Raw genomic sequence first — 2639 nt, forward strand, 5'->3', positions numbered from 1 at the left:
GCGCCACCTTTGGCATCACCTCCCCTGTCCAACTGTGGTGGGGCATAGAGCCGATTTCGGCCGGCCTTTTTGGCGTGCCGGTCGGCTTTGCGGTGATCGTTCTGGTCAGCCTGGTGACCCCGCCGCCCAGCCAGAAGGCCCGGGACCTGGTGGAGTTTGTGCGCTACCCGGACCTGAAGAGCCTGTGAGCAGCCGCTGAAAGCTGCCTGACTGGCCCTGCGGCACTGTCAGGCTATAATCATGGGCTTCGCCTTGCTGCACCCTTAACGACGCTGGGGCAGCTTTTAATCAACCACAAGGAGAGTTTATGCGTCACTACGAGATCGTCTTGCTGATCCACCCGGATCAAAGCGAGCAAGTCCCAGCCATGCTGGAACGTTACAAAGGCATGATTACCGCCGGCGGTGGCACTGTGCACCGTGTTGAAGATTGGGGCCGCCGCCAGCTGGTGTACCTGATCCAGAAACTGGCCAAGGCCCACTACCTGTGCATCAACATCGAAGCCAGCCAGGCCGTGATGGAAGAAATTGAACACGCGTTCAAGTTCAACGATGCCGTGCTGCGCCACCTGACCGTGGTCAAGAAAAAAGCCGAAACCGGCCCATCGCTGATGATGAGAAACGTCGAACGCGAAGAAGCCCGCAAAACCCAGCAGCAGGAATACGCGGCCTAATCAGCCATTGCTCCAACCGTCACGCTATTGAATCAAGTCAAACTGACCGCGCGTATCGCCGAGGCAAGTCCTCTTCGCTACACGCCCGCTGGAATCCCCGCCCTCAACCTCGTCCTCGAACACGAGTCTGAAATTGTTGAAGGCGGCACCAGCCGGCAGGTCAAGTTAACCGTCAGGGCAGTTGCTTTTGGCACGCTGGCTGAATCTTCAGCCCGGCTCGAACTAGGCAAAGCCCAGCGGTTTACAGGCTTTCTGATCAATGCGCGTACCAGCAAGAGCATCGTGTTTCACGTTCAATCAATCGAACCAGTTTCTCAAGAGCTGAACCCCATTTAAGGAGTCCATCATGGCCGGACCAAAACGTTTTAACAAAGACAAGCGCCCCAAGCGCAACACCCAATCCCTGCTGTTCAAGCGCAAGCGTTTTTGCCGCTTCACAGCCGCTGGCGTTGAAGAAATCGACTACAAGGACATCGACACCCTGCGTGACTTCGTCTCTGAAAACGGAAAAATCATTCCCGCACGCCTGACCGGCACGCGCGCGATTTTCCAGCGCCAGATCAACACCGCCGTCAAGCGCGCTCGCTTCCTCGCGATGCTGCCTTACAGCGACCAGCACCGTAGCCTGTAAGGAGCCATCGTCATGCAAATCATTCTGCTCGACAAAGTCGTTAACCTGGGCAATCTCGGTGAAGTCGTCAAGGTCAAAGACGGCTATGCACGCAACTTCCTGATTCCTTCTGGTCGCGCCCGCCGCGCCACCGAAGCCAACAAGGCCGAGTTTGAAGCCAAGCGCGTGGAACTTGAAAAAGCTGCGGCCGCCAAGCTGGCCGAAATGCAAGCGCAAGGCGAAAAGCTCAATGGCACCGCCGTCAAGCTCACGCAAAAAGCCGGTGTGGACGGCCGCCTGTTCGGCTCCGTCACCAACCATGACATTTCGGCCGAGCTGACCAAGCAGGGCTTCCCGGTCCTGAAGTCGCAGATTCGCCTGCCTAACGGCCCGCTGAAAACGGTGGGCGACCACCCTGTGACTGTTGCCCTGCACACCGACGTGGCAGTGGACATCACCGTCACGGTGTACGGCGAAACCGCCTGATCGCCTTGCGCTGATCACCAAAAAGCCGCTCCGAGGAGCGGCTTTTTTCATGGCGCCTGGGCCTGCGGGTTTTGCATCCGGTTGTGCACAACCCCAGGCTGCATTTCCACCGAATTTCCCCCGCTTATCCACAGCCTTATCCCGCGATTTTCAGAGGCCTCAGCGTAGGATTGACCTCTCTCAAGGAAACCCATGTCTGCCGTACTCTCCACCTATGACGACCCCGGCTACAGCCCCGACCGCCAGATTGCCCAGTTGCGCATTCCGCCGCATTCCATCGAAGGCGAATCCAGCGTTCTGGGCGGCCTGCTGCTTGACAACAGCGCCTGGGACCGTGTTGGCGACCTGCTGACCGACAAGGACTTTTACCGGCACGAACACCAGCTGATTTACGCTGCTGTCGGCGCGCTGATCAACGCCTCCAAGCCCGCCGACATCATCACCGTGTACGAGCACCTGCAAAACCTTGGCAAGTCCGAGGAAGTCGGGGGCCTGAGCTACCTCAACGCGCTGGCCCAGTACGTGCCGAGCGCCGCCAACGTGCGCCGCTATGCCGAGATCGTGCGCGAGCGCTCCATCCTGCGCAAGCTGGTCAGTGCCAGCGACGAGATCGCCACCGCCGCCTTCAGCCCGCAGGGCAAGCCGGTGGCCACCATCCTCGACGAAGCCGAGCAGAAAATCTTTCACATCGGCGAGCAGGGCTCGCGCTCGCAGCAGGGCTTTCAGAGCATGGACACGCTGGTGGTGGACCTGCTCGACCGCGTCACCGAGATGTCGGAAAATCCGAACGACGTGACCGGCGTGCCCACCGGCTTTTATGATCTTGACCGCATGACTTCCGGCTTTCAGGCCGGTGACCTCGTGATTCTG

Annotated in this window: 6 protein-coding genes; all 6 read left to right on the top strand. The window is 59.2% G+C overall.

Going from position 1 to position 2639, the window contains the following annotated elements; translation table 11 throughout:
• The coding region (locus RMO23_RS18390) for a hypothetical protein (RefSeq protein WP_309684330.1) at positions 1-188 on the top strand (188 nt) is incomplete at its 5' end.
• 119 nt (positions 189-307) lie between these two features.
• The gene (gene rpsF / locus RMO23_RS18395) at positions 308-673 is read left to right on the top strand and encodes a 30S ribosomal protein S6 (RefSeq protein ID WP_309684332.1); all 366 of its coding nucleotides are present in this window, start codon (positions 308-310) and stop codon (positions 671-673) included.
• A gap of 27 nt (positions 674-700) precedes the next feature.
• Entirely contained in the window at positions 701-1009 is a 309-nt protein-coding gene (gene priB / locus RMO23_RS18400) for a primosomal replication protein N (protein WP_309684333.1), read from the top strand.
• Positions 1010-1019: 10 nt separating this feature from the next.
• On the top strand, positions 1020-1304 hold the full coding sequence (gene rpsR, locus RMO23_RS18405) for a 30S ribosomal protein S18 (protein ID WP_011801778.1): 285 nt from the start codon (positions 1020-1022) through the stop codon (positions 1302-1304).
• A gap of 12 nt (positions 1305-1316) precedes the next feature.
• A complete protein-coding gene (gene rplI, locus RMO23_RS18410) occupies positions 1317-1769 on the top strand; it encodes a 50S ribosomal protein L9 (RefSeq protein WP_309684339.1) in 453 nt (150 codons plus the stop codon).
• Between the two features lie 192 nt (positions 1770-1961).
• Positions 1962-2639 (top strand): DnaB-like helicase N-terminal domain-containing protein (locus tag RMO23_RS18415; protein WP_309684340.1); only part of this gene is annotated, 678 nt, incomplete at its 3' end.

Source organism: Polaromonas sp., from assembly GCF_031411155.1.
In the GTDB taxonomy this organism is placed as follows: domain Bacteria; phylum Pseudomonadota; class Gammaproteobacteria; order Burkholderiales; family Burkholderiaceae_C; genus Polaromonas.

Coding starts and splice junctions, on each gene's coding strand:
- rpsF (WP_309684332.1), top strand. CDS start 308: ATGCGTCACTACGAGATCGTCTTGCTGATCCACCCGGATCAAAGCGAG.
- rpsR (WP_011801778.1), top strand. CDS start 1,020: ATGGCCGGACCAAAACGTTTTAACAAAGACAAGCGCCCCAAGCGCAAC.
- rplI (WP_309684339.1), top strand. CDS start 1,317: ATGCAAATCATTCTGCTCGACAAAGTCGTTAACCTGGGCAATCTCGGT.